General features: G+C 54.3%; 20 protein-coding genes. 10 read left to right on the top strand and 10 right to left on the bottom strand.

From position 1 onward, the window contains the following. The first annotated feature begins 47 nt into the window (after positions 1 to 47). The 3 genes from MBOO_RS04790 (at position 48) to MBOO_RS04780 (ending at position 4558) form a co-directional block, all read left to right on the top strand. Complete coding sequence (locus MBOO_RS04790; protein ID WP_012106457.1) at positions 48 to 2111, top strand: acetate--CoA ligase family protein; 2064 nt, start codon at positions 48 to 50, stop codon at positions 2109 to 2111. A 157-nt stretch (positions 2112 to 2268) separates the two neighbouring features. Beyond that, positions 2269 to 2643 carry a response regulator gene (locus MBOO_RS04785; protein ID WP_012106456.1) on the top strand — a complete coding sequence of 125 codons (375 nt, stop codon included), beginning with the start codon at positions 2269 to 2271 and terminating at the stop codon, positions 2641 to 2643. Between the two features lie 934 nt (positions 2644 to 3577). Then, entirely contained in the window at positions 3578 to 4558 is a 981-nt protein-coding gene (locus tag MBOO_RS04780; protein WP_048068295.1) for a hypothetical protein, read from the top strand. A 122-nt stretch (positions 4559 to 4680) separates the two neighbouring features. On the opposite strand, the gene MBOO_RS04775 is transcribed toward MBOO_RS04780, so the two are convergent. Continuing rightward, positions 4681 to 4995, bottom strand: coding sequence for a transcription factor S (locus MBOO_RS04775; protein WP_012106454.1), 315 nt, complete (start codon positions 4993 to 4995; stop codon positions 4681 to 4683). 172 nt (positions 4996 to 5167) lie between these two features. Here MBOO_RS04775 and artA point away from each other — a divergent pair, with 172 nt between their 5' ends. Continuing rightward, the gene (gene artA / locus MBOO_RS04770; RefSeq protein ID WP_157677734.1) at positions 5168 to 6076 is read left to right on the top strand and encodes an archaeosortase A; all 909 of its coding nucleotides are present in this window, start codon (positions 5168 to 5170) and stop codon (positions 6074 to 6076) included. Positions 6077 to 6284: 208 nt separating this feature from the next. Here artA and MBOO_RS04765 read toward each other — a convergent pair whose 3' ends face one another. Further along, positions 6285 to 6917, bottom strand: coding sequence for a CDP-alcohol phosphatidyltransferase family protein (locus MBOO_RS04765; protein WP_012106451.1), 633 nt, complete (start codon positions 6915 to 6917; stop codon positions 6285 to 6287). Positions 6918 to 7063: 146 nt separating this feature from the next. On the opposite strand from MBOO_RS04765, the gene MBOO_RS04760 reads away from it, so the two are divergent. Next, positions 7064 to 7744, top strand: a complete 681-nt coding sequence (locus MBOO_RS04760; RefSeq protein WP_012106450.1) for a dihydrofolate reductase family protein — start codon at positions 7064 to 7066, stop codon at positions 7742 to 7744. Between the two features lie 12 nt (positions 7745 to 7756). Beyond that, the gene (gene sppA / locus MBOO_RS04755; protein ID WP_012106449.1) at positions 7757 to 8605 is read left to right on the top strand and encodes a signal peptide peptidase SppA; all 849 of its coding nucleotides are present in this window, start codon (positions 7757 to 7759) and stop codon (positions 8603 to 8605) included. 68 nt (positions 8606 to 8673) lie between these two features. Here sppA and truD read toward each other — a convergent pair whose 3' ends face one another. The 4 genes from truD to MBOO_RS04735 form a co-directional block, all read right to left on the bottom strand. Continuing rightward, positions 8674 to 9945: a tRNA pseudouridine(13) synthase TruD gene (gene truD / locus MBOO_RS04750; RefSeq protein WP_012106448.1), complete on the bottom strand. Its 1272-nt coding sequence runs from the start codon at positions 9943 to 9945 to the stop codon at positions 8674 to 8676. Continuing rightward, a complete protein-coding gene (pth2, locus tag MBOO_RS04745; RefSeq protein ID WP_012106447.1) occupies positions 9942 to 10304 on the bottom strand; it encodes a peptidyl-tRNA hydrolase Pth2 in 363 nt (120 codons plus the stop codon). The genes truD and pth2 overlap by 4 nt, the downstream gene beginning before the upstream one ends. Before the next feature lie 175 nt (positions 10305 to 10479). Further along, positions 10480 to 10953, bottom strand: coding sequence for a flavodoxin family protein (locus tag MBOO_RS04740; RefSeq protein WP_012106445.1), 474 nt, complete (start codon positions 10951 to 10953; stop codon positions 10480 to 10482). Further along, a complete protein-coding gene (locus tag MBOO_RS04735) occupies positions 10950 to 11288 on the bottom strand; it encodes a hypothetical protein (protein ID WP_012106444.1) in 339 nt (112 codons plus the stop codon). Before MBOO_RS04735 ends, MBOO_RS04740 begins: the two co-directional genes overlap by 4 nt. Before the next feature lie 139 nt (positions 11289 to 11427). Here MBOO_RS04735 and MBOO_RS04730 point away from each other — a divergent pair, with 139 nt between their 5' ends. Then, positions 11428 to 11676, top strand: coding sequence for a hypothetical protein (locus MBOO_RS04730; protein ID WP_048068294.1), 249 nt, complete (start codon positions 11428 to 11430; stop codon positions 11674 to 11676). Between the two features lie 105 nt (positions 11677 to 11781). Here the strand turns inward: MBOO_RS04730 and MBOO_RS04725 are convergent, their stop codons facing one another. After that, on the bottom strand, positions 11782 to 12162 hold the full coding sequence (locus tag MBOO_RS04725) for a response regulator (RefSeq protein ID WP_012106442.1): 381 nt from the start codon (positions 12160 to 12162) through the stop codon (positions 11782 to 11784). 195 nt (positions 12163 to 12357) lie between these two features. Between MBOO_RS04725 and MBOO_RS04720 the strand changes: the two genes are divergently transcribed. The 3 genes from MBOO_RS04720 to MBOO_RS04710 all read left to right on the top strand — a co-directional run bounded on the left by MBOO_RS04720 (position 12358) and on the right by MBOO_RS04710 (position 14426). Continuing rightward, positions 12358 to 13029 (top strand): M48 family metallopeptidase, encoded by a 672-nt coding sequence (locus tag MBOO_RS04720; protein WP_048068293.1) that lies wholly within the window; start codon positions 12358 to 12360, stop codon positions 13027 to 13029. Positions 13030 to 13109: 80 nt separating this feature from the next. After that, on the top strand, positions 13110 to 14198 hold the full coding sequence (locus MBOO_RS04715; RefSeq protein ID WP_012106440.1) for a glycosyltransferase: 1089 nt from the start codon (positions 13110 to 13112) through the stop codon (positions 14196 to 14198). Between the two features lie 9 nt (positions 14199 to 14207). After that, complete coding sequence (locus tag MBOO_RS04710; RefSeq protein ID WP_012106439.1) at positions 14208 to 14426, top strand: hypothetical protein; 219 nt, start codon at positions 14208 to 14210, stop codon at positions 14424 to 14426. Between the two features lie 52 nt (positions 14427 to 14478). Here the strand turns inward: MBOO_RS04710 and MBOO_RS04705 are convergent, their stop codons facing one another. From MBOO_RS04705 to kdpA, 3 genes are read right to left on the bottom strand one after another with little or no spacing between them, the layout of a single operon-like run. Then, complete coding sequence (locus tag MBOO_RS04705; RefSeq protein ID WP_012106438.1) at positions 14479 to 16455, bottom strand: sensor histidine kinase; 1977 nt, start codon at positions 16453 to 16455, stop codon at positions 14479 to 14481. A gap of 9 nt (positions 16456 to 16464) precedes the next feature. Beyond that, entirely contained in the window at positions 16465 to 18567 is a 2103-nt protein-coding gene (kdpB, locus tag MBOO_RS04700) for a potassium-transporting ATPase subunit KdpB (protein ID WP_012106437.1), read from the bottom strand. Beyond that, positions 18557 to 20992 carry a potassium-transporting ATPase subunit KdpA gene (gene kdpA / locus MBOO_RS04695; protein WP_012106436.1) on the bottom strand — a complete coding sequence of 812 codons (2436 nt, stop codon included), beginning with the start codon at positions 20990 to 20992 and terminating at the stop codon, positions 18557 to 18559. Before kdpA ends, kdpB begins: the two co-directional genes overlap by 11 nt. Positions 20993 to 21036 lie beyond the last annotated feature (44 nt).

Raw genomic sequence — 21036 nt, 5'->3', positions numbered from 1 at the left:
GGGAGATCTAAAAAAATTTCCCCAGACCGTTATTCGAGGTGAAACGTTTGACCCAGAAGATGCTCTCTGAAGCAGAAGGATACGACATTTTGCGGAAATACGACATTCCGGTCCCGGCGTACCAGATCGTCAAGAATGGCGAGGATGCTGCGATCGCGGCCGAGAAGATGGGATGCCCGGTGGTGATGAAGATCATCTCCCCGCAGATCGTCCACAAGAGCGATGCCGGCGGTGTGATGGTCGGTATCGGGAGCAGGAAAGCAGCGCTTGGCGCATTCACCAGAATCATCGATAACGCCAAGGCATACAATGCCGATGCAGAAATCGACGGCGTTATGGTCGAGCAGCAGGCAGAGCCCGGTCTCGAACTGATCATTGGCGGGCGGACGGACCCGGCCTTTGGCAAGGTGATCACCTTTGGCATGGGCGGCACGATGGTCGAGCTCATGAAGGATGTGACGCTCCGGATCCTGCCGGTAACCGAGGATGAGATCAGGCAGATGGTAAAAGAGATCAATGCCTACCCGCTCATTGCCGGGTACCGCGGATCCAAGCCCCGCGATGAGGAGACCCTGGTAAAGATTATCGGAGATGTCAGCCGGTTCTTCCTTGAGAACGAACACATCGTTGAGTTCGATATCAACCCGCTTCGGCTGTACGAATCCGGCGCCTGTGCGGTGGATGCCCGCGTGATCGTAACCGACACCGTTCACCAGGCAGTAAAAAAGGAACATCCTCCGGTGCCTTTAGAATATTTTACCCCCCGTTCTATTGCCGTGATCGGTGCATCCCAGGACTCCTCCAAGATGGGGTACGCGGTCATGCATAACCTCCTGCACTTCCCGGGGCAGCTTTACCCGGTCAATAACAAGCGCCCGGAGATCCAGGGGCTCAAGGCATATCCCACGATCTCGGCGATCCCGGCGCCGGTTGACATGGCCGTCATCACGGTACCTGCCGTCAATGTGCCTGCCGTAGTTGAAGAGTGCGGGGCAAAGGGAGTCTCCATGGTCGTTATTATCACAGCCGGCTTTAAGGAGATGGGCCCAGAGGGTAAAGCGCTCGAGGACCGTGTCGTGCAGATCGCAAAAGGCCACGGGATCCGGATCATCGGCCCCAACTGCCTTGGCCTGATCGTCCCGCCCAGAGGTATTGATACCACCTACGTCCACCAGTCGCCAAAGCCGGGCAATATCGCATTCCTCTCCCAGAGCGGTGCCATCATCAACACGGTCGTTGACTGGAGCCTCGCCCAGAACATCGGGTTCTCAAACGTCATCTCAGTGGGCAACCAGTGCGACCTCGACTTCATCGATTACCTCCGGTATGTAGAGAAAGATCCGAAAACGAAAGCCATCATCATGTACATTGAGCAGATCAACGACGGCAAGACATTTATGGAAGTCGTATCCGAGGTTGCGCAGTCCAAGCCCGTGATTGCCATCAAGTCCGGGTCGTCCCGCCGCGGCTCAGCCGCAGCCTCTTCGCACACCGGCTCACTCTCCGGTTCGTACGAAGTGTACATGGAAGCGTTCCGCAAGTCAGGAGTTATCGCGGTCCACACGCTCACTGGTGCATTCCTTGCGGCACGGATGCTCGCCCATCCCAAACGCTACCCCAAGGGCAAGCGTGCGGTCGTTGTCACTAACGCTGGCGGCTTTGCCGTGCTCTCCTCAGACTATGCGGAGCGGTACGGGATCGAGCTCATCGATCTCCCAAGGGAAGTTATCGACGAACTTAACGAGTTTTTGCCCGAGTTCTGGAACAAGGGCAACCCCATCGATCTTCTGGGCGATGCGACCGAGAAGCGTTTCGAGAAAACCTTCGAGGTGCTCACCAGGCACGGGGATCTCTGGGACATGGCCTTTATCGTGGACTTCCCAAACCTTGTGCTGACCTCAGAGCAGCTGGCCCGGCAGATCCTCAAGTTCTCCGAAAAAACCGAGAACCGGGTGATTGTAACCATGCTTGGCGGCGATTCGCTCAACGTGGGCCGGGAGATGTTAAAAGAGCACGATATCCCCAGTTTCGAAGAGCTGGACTTCACCTACCGTGTCATGGGCCGTGTGCTCTGGCAGAAGTTCAGGGTCAAGGCACCGGGGCTGCTCTGATTTTTTTTGTTTTCCCTTTTTTTAAGAAGTGAATCTCCTCTTTGTGTCACCCGGGAACGACCGGTTGGCGGCCATGCTTGTGTTGTTCTTCAACAACTCTGGGACAGGTCTATAAAGAGGTTTTATATACATAAAGTTATTATTTTTAAATTAAGATATGAGACCTCCGCTTAAGATCTTCTATATGGAAGATGACAGTCAGCTGGCAGATCTCCTGGACTGCCGGTTAAAGAAACTCGGATACGATGTCTGCGGGCATGCGGATAATGCCGGGGCAGCGGTGGACGGGATCCGGACAAGTGAACCCGACATCGCCCTGCTCGATATCGAGCTCCAGGGGAGAAACGAGGGAATTGCGGTGGGCGATTACCTCCTCAACAACACCGATATCCCGTTTGTGTACATGACCGGCCATGACGAATCTGAGATCCTTGAACAGGCTCGACGGACCGTCCCTGACGGGTTCCTCCTCAAGCCGTTTGACGAACGGCAGCTCCGGGTCGCAGTTGAGATGGCCATGAGAAAGGACTGATTTTTTTTTGACCACGGGATATCATGAGACCGGAGTGTACTGCTATCATTGTGCATGAGAAAGAGTTTCCCTGCGTGACAGGTCTGGAAGACCCGGTGGATTTTTGCGAGATGGTGAAATGGGGAAGGATCGCTCAATCACCATGAAATTACCCCCCCAAAATACGCCCGTAAAACCGTCCGATTCGGTTCGCGTGGAAACAAAGCCATTAAATCGATTTATTTGCGAAAATACGCCCAAATTAAGCCTCATATAATGCCCATTAGCGGGCCACAGTGGCCTTTTTTTGAGCCACTTTTTCCGGGATCGACCGAACACCAGTTTGAAGTGAGATCAGGGCAGGAAATGGCCTTTATGAGATTCATTAAAATCGTCCGTTTGCCAAAATACGGCCTATTTGGGCTTGAATTTAAACGGAGCCCGAAATGGGCTCCGATGGGGGCCAAAAAAAGGGTCATCCGGGCTTAATCCGGGCCCGGATGAGTGTATCTCAGATCGGTTAGCCGGGAGTGTCCCCTGCCCTTTCAGTGGGTGCTCCATCAGTAGTCTCATAAATATCCACTACACCAGGCCGGAGAAACAAACAACTTCAAAAGGAGCGCGAAATCTCCGCACAGGAATTTACCTCATGACATATCTGACGAAGACCTTTCGTGGCACTATCCCGGACGGGTCCCCTGAAGAAAACTGGTTTTTAATGCGATTGCATGGAAAAAGGGTTACCGGTTCTTCGGCTGCTCCCATAATCTTTCACGAGCGATGAAAGGGACCGTGGAGGAACACCCAAACTTCATCTGGCGCAGCACCACCCTTCACAACCCAGACCATGGCCCCGAAGGAGACAGAATCATCCGGGAAAATCTAACGTTAAAACAATTAAACCTCATTAAAGAATAAGTAAAAAATAACTACTTTGACACAACAATAAAAGAATATGGATAAATCCGATAAAAATAAAGAAGATTTTGAGGATTTTAAATGGCACATTCCCTTTAATAATAAATTTATTTTGTATGAAAATGATATGCATAATCGGAATACAGTATTAGATGATAAAATTCGAAATAGAGAAAGTTGGTTTAAACTTTTTTTATGGGGGATTATTAGTTTATTTTTAGTTATATCATTGCTGCTTTTTGTATACAACATTGTAATTGGAAATTTTAAATTTGATTTTACAGATTTAAGATTTTCAGACTTATTATCGTTATCTATGGCTATTTTTGCGATTTTTCTTTCCATCGCTTTTTATTTCAAAGCTTCAGAAACGAGCAATATTTTCTATAATAATACGTATCGATTTACAACGCATGTATCGGAATTATTGGGTAGAATTGAAGCAGGATTTGAAGAAAAATTGCGACATATTGATGAAGGACAATCTGATCTAAAAGAAAGCGTCGAGAAATTACCAAGTTATATGAAAGGTAATCCCGAATCAACAAAAAAAGAAATTTCTGAAGAATCAAAAAATTTACAAAAAGAACTCGATGCAAGAAATACAATGATCCATAAACTTGTGGAAAAAACAACGCTTCAAGAGCACGAAAAACTTGAAGCTATTCGTCAATTACAAGAAAGAGAGAAAGCAATTGACGAGATGAAAAAGCAAATTAGTCATTTGCAACGACGACTAGATATGGAACAGAACAATTCAACGAGAAACCGAAGAGGTAGTTCCCTAGGTCGCATGTCATTATATTTAGTACACAATTTGGATCATACCCTGCATCTTTCACGAGAAAAAATAAAAGATATGCCCTTGGAAGAATTAAGATATAGATTTGAAGAAAAACTTCTTCATTTTGATCCAGATTTTGTAAGAGATATGAAAATTAATAATTTTGTTGATGAATATGCCAAATTAACACCCTCTGGTATCAATTTTTTAAGCAACGCAATTACGAAGATGTGATTTATTGTACTCAGGTCAAGACTTTGTCTTGAGTCTCACAAATTATTACAGTTGGCACGGACCTTACACAAGCCTAATTTTGAAAAATAAGCCCATTAATATTTTATAAGTATTACTATATATTAATCATACTGGCGCCAGGTGTGGCCGCACTCGGTGCACCGGAAGAACCGCACCTCGCTTTCATCAGCGGCCCGGAGCTGGCGGAGCCACCAGAAGGCAAGGTTGTTCTCACACTTGGGGCACTTGATCTGGATCGTGGGCATGGTGTTTACTTTTTCGTCCTCATCGTCCACGATGGTGATTTCGTTCTCCGTGCGCTTGCGCTCCATGGTCATCTTGTCATTGGACTCGATCTTCCTGATATACCCGCACTTGCGGCACTTGAGCTGGCCACCCGAGGACATCAGCAGACTTTTACATTCCGGACAAAACATCGGATACCAGTATAGGGCATGCTACAAGATTAAGGTGAGTATGCCGGGCGCCGGTTCTCACGGGACTCGCTGAAAAACCGCAAAGCCGCGGTTAAACGCCGGCCCTCCCTGCCCGGAGTATGCACTGTAAAGGCAGAATCCTTTTTTTGCTTATAAGGCCAAAACAAGTATGATGATCGAGTATCTCGTCCTGATCTCCTGCCTTGGATTTCTGGCTTTCCTGATACCCGGTCCCCACCGGAAATATGCCGCTATCATCGGCTGGGTCTTTATCGTCGCTTACCTTTTTTTCGACCTGCCCGAATACTTCTCCGAGAACAATATTCTCTACCCCATCATGGCGGTACTCTCGATCCCGTTCCTCTATATCACGATAAAATACCTGCTTGCCGGTAACACCGAGGTCTTCCACCTCTCCCGGGCTGCAGCGGTGGCTTTTTTGATCTATGCCCCGTTCACATACATTCCTGATGTGGGAAACCTGCTTATTACAGGAGTGGTAACCGAGGTCGTCTGGCTGCTACATGTCTTCAACTACCCGGTCACGCTCGATGCCTGGAACATCATCGCGCAGAACGGCTTCCGGGTCGAGATCATCCTTGCCTGCACCGGCATCCAGAGCATTGCGATCATGCTCGGTGTCGCAGCCGCTGTCCCAACAACGCTCCGGCAGAAGGTATTCGCATTCCTGCTCGTTGCCCCAACCATCTACATCCTCAACCTGTTCCGGAATGTTTTTGTGATCATGGCCTACACCGGCCAGTGGTTCCCGTACTGGTCTGATGTTGCCAGCAATGGAGAATACGGGTACGAGAGTTTCTTCTGGGCGCACAACGTGATCGCCGAGCTCCTTGCCCTTGTCGCCTTGATCCTGATAGCGTACGGCCTTTTTGTCCTCATCCCCCAGCTCGGGAACTTTGCCGACGATCTGTACCAACTTTATTATGGCGAGATTGTACACGACTTTGACCGGATCCGTGGGAAGGGGCCGCAGAATCCTGTACCCGCACCGGTTCCCGAAGCTGCGCCCGCATCGAAACCTGCCGGGCAGGATGACGATAACCGGCCCCCGCAGGAATAGCAGACGGGAATCTTTTTTTAAACGGGATCAACCTGCAGACCGTAATACGGGAATGCAATTCTACATTATTCCTGTATATTTCAGAAACCGGGAGAGGATAAGAAGGATTTTCACGCAAGGGGGCCCCGCCGGTGCAACAGACTTTTGGAGAATTGTCAGGGTTTGGAAAACCCGCCAAGAAAAAAGGGGAAATACCCACCTGAACGGATCAGGACAGGGTTTTGTACAGGTACAGGATCCGCTGGATGGCCGAGAGGTTGGTGCAGACCGCGATCAGGATAACGGAAATCCAGATAAATCCGGTAACTCCCCCTAAGATCAGCACGAGGAAGGTCTCAGGGCGGCCAAAGAACCCGACCCCTTCGAGCGGGTCATCGATCTTCCCTTCCACCTTCTCGCGGTACCCGATCTCCGCGTACACCACCGGTTTAACAAATGTGTTCATCAGGGAACCGGTGATGGCAAGCCCGACGATGGCAAAGTCTGCAGTCTGCGAGACCGGCAAAAATCCGCTCACAATGGCTATCCCCGAGAGACCCACTCCCAGGATCACCAGCGCATCCACGTACTTGTCCACGATCCAGTCAAAGACAGCACCGAAGTTTGTGTGGGAATTGGTCTGTCGTGCGATGCTGCCATCGATGAGATCGAAGAGCGCCGACAGGAGCAGAAACAGGCTCCCGACCAGGAACCACCGCTCCATAAAGAGCACTGCGGCTGCGATCCCGGCAACAAGGGCAAGAAACGAGCACTGGTTGGGGGTGATCCCGCACCGGACAAATACCCCGGCAACCGGCTCCAGGTACCGCTTGAACCTGGGCCGGAGGGCGGTAATGTTCATATCCACATCATAGGAACGCGAACCATTAAAAGTTACGTCATGATTCCACCGGATCCGGTATATTCCCCCTGCACGCCGGAATATTGAACCACCGCAATCACCATATTATTTACGTACCGCGCCAAATGAAAAAATGAGAAGAGATCATGGCAGCTGCACCGGTCCGCCCGCACGTGTTGATGATGTCTGAGATCACCGCTGACGGCAAACTTACCTTGAAAAAGGGCGCCTCAAGCAAGATCCTTATGAAGTACATGGCGCATGAGACCGAAATTTTGCTCCACGAGACCCGGGCTGCCTACGATGCGATCATGGTCGGGGCAAACACGATCCGGATCGATAATTCCTTTTTGACCGTCCGCCTTGTCCCGGGCAAGAGCCCGCTCCGGGTAATCCCGTGCAGCATGGCCGATATCCCGCTTGACGCAAACGTGCTTGGCCCCGATGCGCCGACACTGATAGCCGTTTCAGAAAAAGCCCCTAAAGACCGGGTCGAAGCGATCCGGGCAAAAGGTGTAAACGTGGCAGTTGCCGGGAAAGATCATGTCGAGCTCTCCCTCCTCATGCAGATCCTGCATGACAAATATGGAGTAAAGAAACTCATGATCGAAGGCGGACCCACGCTCAACTGGCACATGCTCCACGACAAGCTGGTTGACGAGATCCGGCTCATCCACCTCCCGTTTATCGTGGGCGGATCGGATACACCGTCCCTGGTTGGCGGAATGCATATCAACACAGAGGATGAGATGATCCGGCTGAATCTTAAGAAATACTATATGTGCGGCAGCAACCTTGTCTCCGAGTTTGATGTGCTGTACTCCTGAGAGCTTACCTGTATGGAAATCCCAGCAATTTACCCTGCAATGACTACACCGGCTCCCGCACCGCGGCCCGGACTGAAGTGGCTTTTGATCATTATTGGCGGTCTGTTTCTCGTGATCGTGATCTTCGGAGCCGTGTATCTCCTCTCCGACACCCAGCATGCCGGCGTAAAGGTCATCCGGATGGAGGGAACGCTTGATACCGGCGATTTTATTGCCGACGACAGCGTGGGAAGCGAATACGTGGGCAACCAGCTGCGGGATGCCGCAGATGATCCGATGGTAGACGCCATCGTGCTGCGCGTGGACAGCCCGGGAGGTTCCCCGGCAGCAGCCGAGGAGATTATCGGGGATCTCGAGTACGCAAAGACAAAGAAACCGGTTGTGGTCTCCATGGGGAGCATGGCCACTTCCGCGGCTTATTATGTAAGCGCCCATGCTAACGAGATCTATGCGGACCCCGATACCCTGACCGGTGCGGTCGGCGTTATCTGGACGTTCTCGGATATCAGCGACTGGATGAAACAGGAAGGATACAACGTGACGGTGGTCAAATCCGGGGACTTCAAGGATATGGGGGCGGATTCCCATGCGCTCACTCCTGCCGAACAGGCATATGCACAGCAGATCGTAAATGAGAGTTTCCAGGAGTTCATTAACGATGTAACCACGCAGAGGATGATCGCAAAGTCAGACATTGAGGATGGTCGGGTGATCCGGGGTGCCGATGCGATAAAGATCAATCTGGTGGACAAACTGGGCAATCTTAACGATGCAATTGAGGGTGCACAGGATCTGGCCGATGCCCGCAGCCAGCAGTCTGCAAATCAGCTCCTCAGGCTACCGTTCTCCAACGCTTCCTGATCCCCGAAGGATAATAAAAACACGGGCCCAGCCGAGATAGGCAGGACAAAAAAATTCTTTTTTTTTAATCAGATCATACGGACAGGGTCTGCTTTCATGTATTCCCGGCAGACGGTTGTGGCGTAATGGCCCGGGGGTAGGGTAAACCGGAGCCGGAGATCCCTGTCCTTCACGACGGTCTCGACGGGAGTACGGAGCGCTATCGGGCGCCATGCCCCGTCAAATTTGGTCTGCACGAACTCCGAGGCCCGGCGGAAATGATCCTGATTTATCCCGAGGTCGGCAAGCATTGCCTGCGTAGCCTCGTCACCAGCAGGAGCTCCCGCCGCGTCTCTGCCCGGCATAAAGAGAGCAATCGAGCAGCGCCCCCGGGCAAGGTGAAGGGAGATCGCTGCACTGCTGGCGGCAGTTGCGGTATCGGTCCGACCGTTGGCAAAGATGAGCCGGTCGCCGGGTACGGCCCCGGTAAGGCTATGGCCGGCAGCAAGGCGGTGCGAGAGGGCATAGTTAAAGAGGTACGACTGGAACGCGGAGACAAACATGGAGAGGAGCTTTGGGGGGAGCTGCCGGAGTGCCCCGGGATAATCGCCGGGATGGGCCTGGAGATACGATAGCATGGATCGCTCAAAGGACATCGCAACAGGAAGGTCACTGAGGGCAGCTGCCGGGTCCCTTGTGTCCCAATAAACGGTCCGGGCCCTGCGTGCCACCTCGTTTTCGAGAGGGAATGCCTGGCCCACATAGGTTGCCACTGCCTGCTCGTATTCGCCGCGGAGGATATATTCGCCGATCCGGTGGGTAAGGGGACGGATCACGCCAAAGCGCTGGAGCCCGAAGTAGTTGGGCAGGGCAATGGCCGCAGCTTCGGTAACAGATACAACCCGGTTATCCAAATCTTCCGGGTCTGCATCCCGGATCCAGATATCAAACCGGTTTCCGGTGAGATCACCCAGCGAGAGCTGCTCGTTTGCCTGCCCGAGCACTTCAAGGGTGATATCCCTGAGGTGCAATGCAGCAACCTGTTCCGGGGTCACTTTGTAGATCGAGATCAGTTGCGTGGTCCGGGCGTTTCTGTCCTTGGTCCCGGCCCAGCCTATCCGCCGGTGGCTGATATTGAGCCTTTTTGCTATCTCCTTTACCGCATGCTGGAGTTCCCAGCTGGTCTTTGTGAGCCGGCAGATCAGGTACGGGCCGGAGGGGCTGCCTTTTTTCTCAAGGGGTATTTCATCTACGATAAAATCGTCCGGCACGGTGCGCAGCGTCCCGCCGGTACCGGGGGTGTCGGTCGCATAAAACTGCATCCCGAGCTCGCGTTCGAGCGGATACGGACTTTCTCTCATAGGAGCGAAAGCGAGCCGGTGATCTTGTCCAAATCTTCAGTCCTTGCCGGCCCAAGGCCAAGGGCGGTAATCGTGCCGGGCGGGATCTCGGTCATACCGGCATCCTGGATAAGCGATGTGGAGATCCCCGAACGCTCAGCAACTACCTTAATCTCAAAAAGCGCCCGCTCAGAATCAGCCCGGAGCACTACCTTTTTTTGCCCCTCTGCCTGCCAGGCCTTGCGGAGCGTTTTGTCCGCGCTCTCAAACGCCCCGATGGAGGCATGCGCTGCCTGTGCGCATTTCTTGCCGCAGCTCATCTTGATATCGTTTCGCACAATCAGGCACTGCTTGTACCTGAACACGGGCTCGGGTGCCATCTGCACTATTCTTTGCGGGATCAGGCGATATAGGTATGGAATGGCAAGAGGCCGCGGCGCCTGCTTTTATGACGGGATCATGGGTCCGAAAGGGATGGCACTCCCAAAAATGATTACACTCACGGGTTACCAAAGAGGGGTCACCGGTATCTCCAAAAAAGGAGAGAAAACCGGCTTACTGCCCCAGAACCTCCCGGGTAAATTTTCGAACGAGGGATAGGTACTCTCCGCTGTCCACATCGGATTCAATGGTCACACCCGAAGCAACAAAGTTCATCCCTTTTCCTTCCAGCACGTGTCGGACAAGCCTGATGGGGTGATCCGATCCATGTCTGCCACGCTCAGTAAATACCGCAAATTTCTTTCCCTCACCAGGGCTCACCTGATACAAATACATTGAGACAAACGGTGGAATCTTCCCGGCCCAGACCGGTGTTACAATAACAAGAGTGTCGATACCGGTGAGATCGGTCCGGCAGGATTTGATCGCCGATTTCATCACCATCATTGCCTCCATTACCCCTATAGCGAGATTTACCTGTCCGGGAGGCGTGATCCGGACCAGTTCGGCGCCAAGATTTTCGGCTATGGCATGTGCCACTTTTTCCGTGCGGCCTTTCCGGGAATAATACGCGACAAGTGCCGTCATAAAAATGATGCCGTTTTATTACAATGATCTTTGAGCCACGCAAAGATGCCGGGCTTCCCGTTGTAGATATCTTCAACCCGGACTCCCTGGCAGGTCAGATCACTGCCCCAGCAATCCGGGTGGATGTACACATGACGGATATAGGTGTAGCCACTCCGGGGATGGACGCGGATAATCTGCTCTTCTGTTCCCTTGTCCTGCGGCCGGGAATAGGCATCGATGGTGTAAACTGTGCCAAGTGCAGAGGTGACCTGAGCAGGTCCCTGGTTTTTCAGAACTTCATACGCCTCTTCAAAAGAGAAGGGAAGAAAAGCCGCATCCTGCAGTTGTTCCATGGTTCTCTATTAATAAGGATTGAAATTTATTATTTTCGCTTAAACTATTGAATAGTTTCAAAAAATATATAGTAACTGTGTACCAAGCATACAGTACCTGTAGCTTTTCAAAAAGGCGTTGCAGGCGGGGAAAGCACATATGACAAAATTACCGGACCGGATGACGGATGCGGCCTATCAAAGGGCGCTTGCACGGAGCAAAAAAGAACTTGACTGCTCACAGGAAGAGTATAACGAGGCCCGGTGCGCGTGGGAGAGATCCTCTCTCTTTCGCTCGGGTATCCGGGCATACCTGGCAACCTGGCTGAGAATGCATGAAACACGGAGAGAGGTAAAGAAAAAACAGGGAGCGCGGAATCTCCTTGCCGGGTTTAAACAGATTAGATGAAAAAGCCAGCAATCGGCCGGAAAATCATACCGGCGTTAATACACGACTCTTGAGGGTTACGAGGCAGGATCTGCCCGGGACAACCGAAGATGTTGCAGGATCCCCTTATCTGAGCGTGCTGCTGTTGAGAGCCAGTTCGATTGCCACTTTCAGGTCATTGTCATTGAAGGGCTTTGAGATAAATCCTTCCGGGTAGGTCTCCTTGGCCCGGGCAAGGGTAACGTCATCCGAATGGGATGTGAGGTAAATAACGGGGATGTGAATCCTTTTCTTGATCATCTTTGTGGTCTCGATCCCGTTGATCTCTCCCTTGATGTTGATATCCATGAGGATGAGGTCAGGAACGTTCCGCTCAAGCAGGTCCAGGGCTTCGGTACCGGAAGAGGCGCGTCCGCAGAGGCTGTACCCTAGTTTTTCCAGACGCCAGCCAACGACCTTTGCGATAATATCATCGTCCTCTACCAGAAGTATCGTTCCCTTTGACATGGGATCAGTTCCTCTTTATTTATTCTATATGCCCTCAGACAGATATTTCTACGGATCTGTTCCGGCAATTCAGGGTAAACCGTTCGGAACCCTGGAAACACTATGGTGTTTTCCATAGATTCGGGGCAATCGGGATCACTCCTGCCGTGGTCCCCTAAAGTCTCATCTGGCAGGAACACCCATCCTGAGAACAGCATGCCCGGCATCTCTCCCGCCCGGATCCTCCGCTCCCGCCGCAGGACCGTTTCCCTGGAAATCACAACTGAAGGGGAGCTCGTAGTACGTGCCCCACTCCGGGCACCGGAAACCTGGATCCTGGCTCTCATTGAGGAAAAAAGGGATTGGATTGAGAGAAAAATCGCTGATATGCAGAACCGCCCGTCACCGAAAAAGAGGCACTTTGCCACTGGGGATGAATTCCTGTTCCTCGGAAAGATGTACACGCTTGTGGTGCTTGCCGAAAGCGATGCGGCAGTTACCCTGGGTGACCACCTGTATATTGGCGAGCGGAGATTGCCGGAATGCCGCGATCTTCTCATTGCGTGGTACGTTGAAAAGGCAAAAGAGATCCTGCCTGCACGGGTTGCCGGCATCGCCGCAATCCTCGATTATGTTCCAAAAAAGATCCGGATATCCGATGCAAGGCGGCGCTGGGCCTCGTGCAGCAGCACCGGGACCCTCTCGTTCTCCTGGCGCCTGGTCCTTGCTCCCCCCGAGGTTATCGATTACGTGGTAGTCCATGAGCTTGTGCACCTGCGCCAGCCGGATCATTCGGAAAGGTTCTGGAAAAAAGTCCAGGATGCCATGCCGGAGTACGCGGAGCACCGGCGCTGGTTGCGCGAAAACGAGCGAATGCTTGCGCTCTGACCCACGGGTTCTTTTGATTCCTGCTACACGCACCTCAAATACTTTATTGATACAATGATAATTCAGGGATGTAAGACACCATGGCGCACGTGCTGGTATCACCACTGAACTGGGGCCTTGGCCATGCCACGCGCGACATTCCCGTGATCCGGACCCTGCTTGATCACGGCCACGAGGTCACCATAGCCGCATGCGGCAACGCCCTTGCCGTGCTCCGGCAGGAATTTCCCGGATTGCCCTCTATCGAGTACCCGGATTACCCGATACCGTTCAGCTCCGGCCGGCTGTTTATCCCCCGGTTCTGTGCCGGTCTTCCCTCCATTTTTGCAGCAGTATCACGCGAACACGCAACCCTTGAGTCGATTCTTACTAAGGAGCATTACGATCTGGTCATCAGCGACAACCGGCTGGGCGTATTTTCATCAAAAGTTCCCTCGATCTTTGTCACCCACCAGCTCCATTATCACCTGCCGCTCCTGTACTGGCCGGCGGAACTCCTTGCGATCCCGGCCAACATGTTCCTCCACGAACAGTACGCCCGTATCATTGTACCGGATAACCCCCCCGGACCTCTGTCCCTGGCAGGCAAGCTCTCCCGGCCCCAGACCGATGTGGCAAGAGATCGTGCCTTCTTCTCGGGTATTCTCTCTGGCACCCGGCAGATGGCCTGTACGCAGGATCTCGACTACCTAGTTATCATCTCCGGGCCGGAGCCCCAGCGGACCATCCTTGAGCGAATCATCCTTGCCCATATGGGCGAACTTGAGGGTCACGGTATCGTACTGCTCGGAAACCCGCAAGGAAAACCGGTCCCGGTCCGGCACGGGAACTGGACCTGCATTTCCTATGTCCCGACCAGCGTGAAGACCGAACTGATGAACCGGGCAAAATGCGTGATCTGCCGCTCAGGGTATACGACATTAATGGAACTTGCCGAACTGGGAAAGACGCAGGCACTCCTGATCCCGACACCCGGCCAGACAGAGCAGGAGTATCTCTCCTGGTACTACCGCGAGAAAGGCTGGTTCTATTCGGAAGATCAGGAACACCTGGACCTTGCCGAAGATGTTGCAGTGGCAAAAAAATTCCCGGGGTTTCCGGCACTGCCAAAGACCCGGGAGAACACAAAACGGCTCTATGCCGAACTTCTGGCAGGGTATCTTGAATGAGGTTCTCTTATGGATGAACTGCTCGTGCCCGGAACCATAGCGCTGCTAGTCTTTTACGCAGGGATAGTACTTGTGGCGTACGGGATCTTCCGCTTAGCCCTGGGGATTGCCGGGGCATTTCTTGCCGGCAACTTCCTGCTTTCCTTTGGGATCCTTGCCGCGATCGCAGGTGCAGGTGCTGTTTATATCCTGGCCGGTCTGTGGCTGCGCCGGATCGAAGTTATCTGACGGCATTATCCCAGTCCCGGGGAAAAAGCCGGGAAGGAACAGAGCCCAAAAATTATGCCGGTTTTGCCAGGTTCACCCGTTCAAGCGCAAGGGCAGCCTGGTTGGCAAAAGCGGTGAGGATACGGGATTGTTCGTAGGTAATGACTCCGTTTGCCTCGGCAGGCTGGACTGCCATGATCCCGAGCACCCCCCGGGTGCTCCTGAGCGGGATATACCGGAGTTTTGAGCCGTGCAGCGTATCGGTATCGTAGCCAGCAGTGGTACCGTGCTGGAAGGCCCAGGTGGCAACCGCGAGGTCGTCCCCGTCCATGACAAGGCCCGGGCTCTTTGCGTGCGCGGCAAGGTGGCCATTTTCGGGAAGGAAAAAGGCACTCTCCCACTGGAAGATCTCCTTTATGTGCTGGCCCACGGCGTTCATGATCGCATCTGCATCCAGGGCACCGGCAAGATCCTGGGACAATGCGTAAAGGGTACTGGTTTCTCTCTCCCGGGTCTGGGCTGCATCGGCATGCCGGCGGGCTCGGGCAACAAGCAGGCTGATAACCGACCCCACAATGATCATCCCAAGGAACGTGACCAGGTACTGCGTGTCGGAGACCCGGAAGGTCAGGTAGGGAGGGACAAAGAAAAAGTCAAAGGCGAGCACACCGACAACCGAGGTAAAGATGGCAGGTTTCAGGCCACGCTTGAACGCAATAACCACCACGGCCAGAAGATAGAACATCAGCTGGTTGACCGGCGAGATAAGGGAGTGGAACAGCCACCCGAGGATGGTCACGGCCACCACAAGCGTAAGGCTGTCCACGTAATCCCGGGGAGGCGATGCCGGCAGCAGGGGTTCTGCTTCCGCCGGTTTTTCCGGCAGGTCTTTCCCACTGCTGATCACGTACACATCGATGGGTCCGCTGTTGTGGATGAGCTGGTCCACAACCGAACCAAAGACAAATTCCTGCCACCGCGGGCGCAGGGTTTTTCCGATGATGATCCGGGTGACGTTGTGCTGCCGCGCGTACTCAAGGACGGTGTTTGCCACATTGAGCCCGAATACACTTGCCGTTGTCGCCCCCAGTTTCTCCGCAAGCTGGAGCGAACGGTCGACCTGCTCTTTTGCTTCCAGGGAGAGGCGGTGGTGGGTAGGTGTCTCGACATAGATTGCACACCATCGGGCATTGATCCGATCGGCCTGCCTGCGTGCAGTCCGGATCAGCCGTTCGGCAAGAGGACCCGGCCCGATGCAGACCAGCAGGTATTCCCCCACGGCCCACGGGCCGGGGATAGACCGGGTCTGCATGTACGCAAGCATCTGGTTATCAACGCGCTCAGCGGCACGCCGCAGTGCCAGTTCCCGCAGGGCATAGAGGTTCCCTTCGTTGAAGAACTGCTCTATCGCCCGGGCAGCCATCTCGGGGACATACACTTTTCCTTCACGAAGGCGCTGGAGAAGCTCCGGGGGGGCGAGATCCACAACCTCAATCTCGGCAGCCTCGTCAATTACCCGGTCCGGGATCTTCTCCTTGATAATAACGCCGGTGATCCGGGCTACGACATCATTGAGGCTCTCAATGTGCTGGACATTGAGGGTGGAGTACACATCGATTCCCGCCGCAAGCAGCTCTTCGACATCCTGGTACCGCTTCAGATGCCGTGATCCCGGCACATTGGTGTGGGCCAGCTCGTCCACAAGCACCAGCTGCGGGTGTGCGGCAAGGATGGCATCGAGGTCCATCTCATTGAGTTTCACACCGTGATATTCGATCGTGCGGTTGGGGATGACCGGGATGCCCTCCATGAGGGCCTCGGTCTCTTTTCTCCCATGGGGCTCGATGTACCCGATCCGTACATCAACTCCTTCGTCCTTTCTCAGGTGAGCGGCCTTGAGCATCTCGTAGGTCTTGCCGACGCCGGCAATATACCCCAAAAAGATCTTGAGTTTTCCCCGCACCTTCTGCAGCTCTTCCTTTTGGACGCAGGCAAGCAGGGCATCGGGATCGGGACGCTGGTCCTGGCGGCAGTCAGAGGGGTTTGGCATGGGTCTGGATCACGCTCCCAAAAAGACCAGCAGCATGTCGATGAGCTTGATCCCGATAAAGGGGGCAATGATCCCGCCTACACCGTAGAGCAGGATGTTGTTGCGCAGGGCTTCCTCTGCGGACATCGCATGGTATTTCACTCCCCGCAGGGCAAGCGGGATGAGGATGACGATAATAATGGCGTTGAAGATTACGGCAGAAAGGATGCCATCGTGGAGGCCGAGAATGTTGAGTGCGGCAAGCGACGGGTAGGTTGAAGCAAATGCGATGGGAATGATCGCAAAATACTTGGCGATATCGTTTGCAATGGAGAACGTAGTAAGCGCCCCCCGGGTCATGAGAAGCTGCTTTCCAATCTCCACGATCTCGATAAGCTTTGTCGGGTTGGAATCGAGATCGATCATATTTGCTGCCTCGCGGGCCGGCTGGGTGCCGGTGTTCATGGCCACGGCTACATCCGCCTGGGCAAGCGCCGGGGCATCGTTTGTCCCGTCGCCGGTCATGGCCACCATGCGACCTCCCTGCTGGTACTCGCGGATCAGTTTGAGCTTGCTCTCGGGAGTTGCCTCGGCCAAAAAGTCATCGACCCCGGCCTCGGCAGCGATCGTGGCGGCAGTCAGCCGGTTGTCCCCGGTGATCATGACCGTCTTTATGCCCATCTTCCGGAGCTGGACAAAGCGCTCCTTGATCCCGCCCTTTACAATGTCTTTTAAGTGGATGACCCCAAGTGCCCGGCAATTCTGTGCCACAACAAGCGGGGTTCCGCCGGCCCGCGAGATGGTCTCGACCGTTGCCTTGAGCTGGTCCGAAACCTCGTTCCCGCCCGCCTGGATATACTTATAGAGTGCATCGGCTGCGCCTTTGCGGATATGGAGGTCTCCCTGATCTACTCCGCTCATCCGGGTCTGGCTGGTGAACGGGACAAACTCCATAGCCACGCCGGACGCCGATTCCCCGACCGTCCTTCCCCTCAGGCCGTACTTCTCCTTTGCAAGAACAACGATACTGCGGCCCTCAGGAGTTTCATCAGCGAGCGAGGCGAGCTGGGCAACCCCGGCAAGATCCTCTATTGTTGTCCCATCCACCGGGATAAACTCCACGGCCTGGCGGTTCCCGAGCGTGATTGTCCCGGTCTTGTCGAGCAGCAGGACATCAACGTCACCGGCGGCCTCAATGGCCCGGCCCGATGTGGTAATCACGTTTCTCTGGATGAGCCGGTCCATGCCTGCGATACCAATGGCTGAGAGGAGCCCCCCGATAGTGGTCGGGGCAAGGCAGACAAAGAGTGCCACAAGCACGGTAACCGTGATCGTGGTTCCGGCTCCCGCAGACTGGACGCTGTAGGCCGAGAACGCATACAGGGTTGCAGCCACAACGATAAAGACCGTGGTCAGGCCAAGAAGGAGGATGTTGAGCGCGATCTCGTTTGGGGTCTTCTGGCGCTTTGCGCCCTCGATGAGACCAATCATGTGGTCAAGGAAGCCCTCACCGGGGTTTGCGCTCACCCTAACGATCAGCCAGTCGGAGAGGAGGACGGTACCGCCGGTAACGGCGCTCCGGTCGCCTCCGGCCTCGCGGATCACCGGTGCGCTCTCACCCGTGATCGCACTCTCGTTGACCGAGGCGATCCCCTCAAGGATTTCGCCGTCCACCGGGATCGTGTCCCCGGCTTTTACAAAGAAGAATTCGGATTTCTTAAGCACCGAAGAGGAAACCTCAGTAAAGTCGGATTCGCAGGGCTCGCTGCCTTTTATGATCTGGTATTTCTCCCTGAGGCGTTTTGCCGAGGTGTCCTGCCGCATCTTCCGCAGGGACTCGGCCTGTGCCTTTCCTCTCCCCTCGGCAAGCGCCTCGGCAAAGTTTGCAAAGAGCACAGTAAACCAGAGCCACGCGGAGATGGCACCGATAAAGCCGGCCGGTGCCTCGCCGGCACCGGCAAGTGCCTGGAAGTACAGGAGGGTGGTAATTGCACTGCCTACCTCGACGGTAAACATCACCGGATTATGGATGAGTGTGCGGGGATCCAGCTTGAGGAAGGCATCCACGACCGCACGCTGGTACAGGCCCGGGACTGCTGCCGGGCTTTTGGGCTTACGGATATCAGATGACATGGACAAGCCCTCCTGCAACCATTCCCATATATTCTGCAACAGGACCAAGCGAGAGCGCCGGCAGGAAACTGAGCGCACCAACAATCAGGATAACAAAGACCAGCCACAGGATAAAGAGCGGGCGGTGGTCCCGGAGAGTCCCCTCACTGGGAGGAACGATCTTTTTTGTCACAAGCGATCCGGCAAGTGCGAGAGTCAGGATAATGATCGCATACCTCCCGATAAACATCGCGATCGCAGTGGTGAGATTATAAAAGAGGCTGTTGGCATTAAGCCCGGCAAAAGCGCTGCCATTATTCTGGGATGCCGAGGTGTAGGCATACAGGATCTCGGAAAAACCATGCGGGCCGGGATTTGCAACACCGGCCTGGCCGGCAGGTGTCAGGACGGCAAGGGAGGTGAACGCCAGAATCATGATGATCGGGATGAGGATGACGATCGTGGCGATCTTCATCTCGTGCTGCTCGATCTTCTTACCGTAGAGTTCGGGGGTCCTCCCCACCATCAGGCCGGCGATAAACATCGCGATTATCACAAAGATGAGCATGCCATAGAGACCGGACCCGACGCCGCCAAAGACCACCTCCCCAAGGTGCATGTCAAAGAGGAGAACACCCCCTGCAACCGGCATGAACGAATCGTGCATGGAATTAACCGCCCCGCAGGAGGTGCTCGTTGTGCTCACGGCAAAGAGCGCTGAGGTGACCGCCCCAAAGCGCACCTCTTTTCCTTCCATGTTCCCGCCGGATTGGAAGGCTGATGGTGCCTGGTCAACACCGAGTGGTGTCAGTACCGGGTTGCCTCCCTGTTCGGACCAGATGGTAAGACCTAACAGCGGAAGGAATATGAGGGTCATAGCAAGGATGAGGGCCACCCCTTTCCTCCGTGAGCCGATCATGGTCCCAAACGTGATGCAGAGCGCGGCGGGGATGATAATCATGGCAAACATCTCGACAAAGTTTGAGAACGGCGTTGGGTTCTCCAGCGGATGGGCCGAGTTTGCATTATAGTACCCGCCGCCGTTTGTCCCCAGCATCTTGATGGCCACCTGCGAGGCAACGGGCCCAAGCGGGATGGTCTGGGTGGCGACCAGGGCTCCGGTAGTATCGTTGAGCTTATCGAGAAGCGGAACGGTGACCGGCCCGCCAAAGGTCTGGGGTGTGCCCTGCGAGACGAGAACAAGCGCGATGATAACCGCAATGGGGAGGAGGATCATCACGCTGCGCACGAGAAGCACCCAGAAGTTCCCGAGGGTTGTGGCAGATTTGCGCGAGAACGCGTAGATGAGCGCAATAAGGACCGCAAGCCCGACTGCTGCCGAGACAAAGTTCTGGACGACAAGACCCACCATCTGGGTGAAGTAACTCAGTGTTACTTCCGGCACATACGCCTGCCAGTTGGTGTTGGTGGCAAAGCTTACCGCGGTGTTGAGCGAGAGATCCCAGGGAACTGCGCCGAGGCCTGACGGGTTGAGGGGCAGGAACTGCTGTATCTCCTGGAGGATAAAGACCGCAGCAATGCAGGGAACGGTAAAGACCATGACTGCCACGGCAAATTCCTTCCAGTCCATTTCCTCGCCCGGTGCAATACCGCAGGCGGTAAGGACTTTTGTCTCAACCCACGAGATGAGGGGAGAGAGGAAGTTTGGTTTGCCGGTAAAGATCTTTGCCATCCACGCACCCAGCGGGATGGAGATCAGTGCAACGATCACAATAAAGAGGAGCACCTGGATCCAGTCTGCAATCAGCATGCCAAAGACAAGATCGGGGGGATGATTCAGGAGAGGAAGGGACGATCCTGTTTCAGATACGGAGATCTTATTCTCTGAAAGATCATCAAGCGCAAGGTTAAGGGAGAGAACATTTACCCGGGGCTCCCCGAAGATCCCAAACTGGCGGGGTTCGACCTGCGAAGCAACAAGAGATGATACCGCGGCCTGTGTGAGGTTGCGTTCGCGGGCCACCCGGGGCACCTGATAATACGCAGCTGCAACCGAGATGTCCGGGTCAAGGCCGCTTCCTGAAGCGGTGACAAGGTCAACCGGGATTTCCTGGGTATTACTTGGATCCACGGCATGCAGCGCATCGATCCGGGCCTGGACCTGCTGCACAAGCGCCGGGTTATTGGGCCCCAGGTTGGAGCCCGTCGATGACCCGGCATTGTAGGGCACCGGAGAGGTAGCCGAGAGACGTCCCCAGAAATACTGGGGGGACGAGAACGGCTGGCCGATCTGGGATGAGCCGGCAACCTGTCCGTTATGGACGAGAAGATCACCGTTTGCCTGAACCGGGAATGCCAGCTGGGCGATACCTGTGACAACAAGCGGGTAAAGAAGGCCCACGATAAGGGTGAGCAGCAAAAAGATCAGTACCGCAGGTTTTGCCTGTTTTTTGATCAGGGATCCTATGGATCCGGTGGTAGTCATAACGACCGCCTCATCAGCGTACGCGGGCTTCTTTTGGCATCTTT

Source organism: Methanoregula boonei 6A8 (assembly GCF_000017625.1).
GTDB classification, from domain to species: domain Archaea; phylum Halobacteriota; class Methanomicrobia; order Methanomicrobiales; family Methanospirillaceae; genus Methanoregula; species Methanoregula boonei.
This window is presented reverse-complemented; position numbering and strand designations above follow the sequence as displayed.

What these genes read in the sequence shown, in the direction of transcription:
- MBOO_RS04785 (WP_012106456.1), top strand. Translation starts at nt 2,269, where the DNA reads ATGAGACCTCCGCTTAAGATCTTCTATATGGAAGATGACAGTCAGCTG.
- MBOO_RS04780 (WP_048068295.1), top strand. Translation starts at nt 3,578, where the DNA reads ATGGATAAATCCGATAAAAATAAAGAAGATTTTGAGGATTTTAAATGG.
- MBOO_RS04775 (WP_012106454.1), bottom strand. Translation starts at nt 4,995, where the DNA reads ATGTTTTGTCCGGAATGTAAAAGTCTGCTGATGTCCTCGGGTGGCCAG.
- artA (WP_157677734.1), top strand. Translation starts at nt 5,168, where the DNA reads ATGATCGAGTATCTCGTCCTGATCTCCTGCCTTGGATTTCTGGCTTTC.
- MBOO_RS04765 (WP_012106451.1), bottom strand. Translation starts at nt 6,917, where the DNA reads ATGAACATTACCGCCCTCCGGCCCAGGTTCAAGCGGTACCTGGAGCCG.
- MBOO_RS04760 (WP_012106450.1), top strand. Translation starts at nt 7,064, where the DNA reads ATGGCAGCTGCACCGGTCCGCCCGCACGTGTTGATGATGTCTGAGATC.
- sppA (WP_012106449.1), top strand. Translation starts at nt 7,757, where the DNA reads ATGGAAATCCCAGCAATTTACCCTGCAATGACTACACCGGCTCCCGCA.
- truD (WP_012106448.1), bottom strand. Translation starts at nt 9,945, where the DNA reads ATGAGAGAAAGTCCGTATCCGCTCGAACGCGAGCTCGGGATGCAGTTT.
- pth2 (WP_012106447.1), bottom strand. Translation starts at nt 10,304, where the DNA reads ATGGCACCCGAGCCCGTGTTCAGGTACAAGCAGTGCCTGATTGTGCGA.
- MBOO_RS04740 (WP_012106445.1), bottom strand. Translation starts at nt 10,953, where the DNA reads ATGACGGCACTTGTCGCGTATTATTCCCGGAAAGGCCGCACGGAAAAA.
- MBOO_RS04735 (WP_012106444.1), bottom strand. Translation starts at nt 11,288, where the DNA reads ATGGAACAACTGCAGGATGCGGCTTTTCTTCCCTTCTCTTTTGAAGAG.
- MBOO_RS04730 (WP_048068294.1), top strand. Translation starts at nt 11,428, where the DNA reads ATGACAAAATTACCGGACCGGATGACGGATGCGGCCTATCAAAGGGCG.
- MBOO_RS04725 (WP_012106442.1), bottom strand. Translation starts at nt 12,162, where the DNA reads ATGTCAAAGGGAACGATACTTCTGGTAGAGGACGATGATATTATCGCA.
- MBOO_RS04720 (WP_048068293.1), top strand. Translation starts at nt 12,358, where the DNA reads ATGCCCGGCATCTCTCCCGCCCGGATCCTCCGCTCCCGCCGCAGGACC.
- MBOO_RS04715 (WP_012106440.1), top strand. Translation starts at nt 13,110, where the DNA reads ATGGCGCACGTGCTGGTATCACCACTGAACTGGGGCCTTGGCCATGCC.
- MBOO_RS04710 (WP_012106439.1), top strand. Translation starts at nt 14,208, where the DNA reads ATGGATGAACTGCTCGTGCCCGGAACCATAGCGCTGCTAGTCTTTTAC.
- MBOO_RS04705 (WP_012106438.1), bottom strand. Translation starts at nt 16,455, where the DNA reads ATGCCAAACCCCTCTGACTGCCGCCAGGACCAGCGTCCCGATCCCGAT.
- kdpB (WP_012106437.1), bottom strand. Translation starts at nt 18,567, where the DNA reads ATGTCATCTGATATCCGTAAGCCCAAAAGCCCGGCAGCAGTCCCGGGC.
- kdpA (WP_012106436.1), bottom strand. Translation starts at nt 20,992, where the DNA reads ATGACTACCACCGGATCCATAGGATCCCTGATCAAAAAACAGGCAAAA.